The organism is Phyllobacterium chamaecytisi (assembly GCF_020164455.1).
Lineage (GTDB): Bacteria > Pseudomonadota > Alphaproteobacteria > Rhizobiales > Rhizobiaceae > Phyllobacterium > Phyllobacterium chamaecytisi.
This window is the reverse complement of record NZ_JAIQWW010000086.1, coordinates 1-351: the sequence shown is the minus strand read 5'-3', so window position 1 is coordinate 351 and position 351 is coordinate 1. Positions and strand designations below refer to the sequence as shown.

1 pseudogene is annotated in these 351 nt (G+C 52.4%); it reads left to right on the top strand.

Going from position 1 to position 351, the window contains the following annotated elements:
* Window positions 1–351, top strand: a pseudogene (locus LB462_RS31050) (extracellular solute-binding protein); the annotation flags it as partial.

The window sequence follows — 351 nt, the reverse complement described above, 5'->3', positions numbered from 1 at the left end:
CTGGACATCAAGGTGGTTTCCGAAACCATCACCACGCACGATTACGAGTCCAAGACACTCGCCAAGGCATTCACCGATATCACCGGTATCAAGGTCACCCATGACCTGATCGGTGAAGGTGACGTGGTCGAAAAGCTGCAGACGCAGATGCAGTCGGGTGAAAACATCTATGATGCCTATATCAACGATAGCGATCTGATTGGTACGCATTGGCGCTATCAGCAGGCACGCAACTTGACCGACTGGATGGCCAACGAAGGCAAGGACGTCACCAATCCCGGCATCGACGTCGATGATTTCATCGGCAAATCGTTCACCACAGCACCGGATGGCAAGCTTTATCAATTGCCG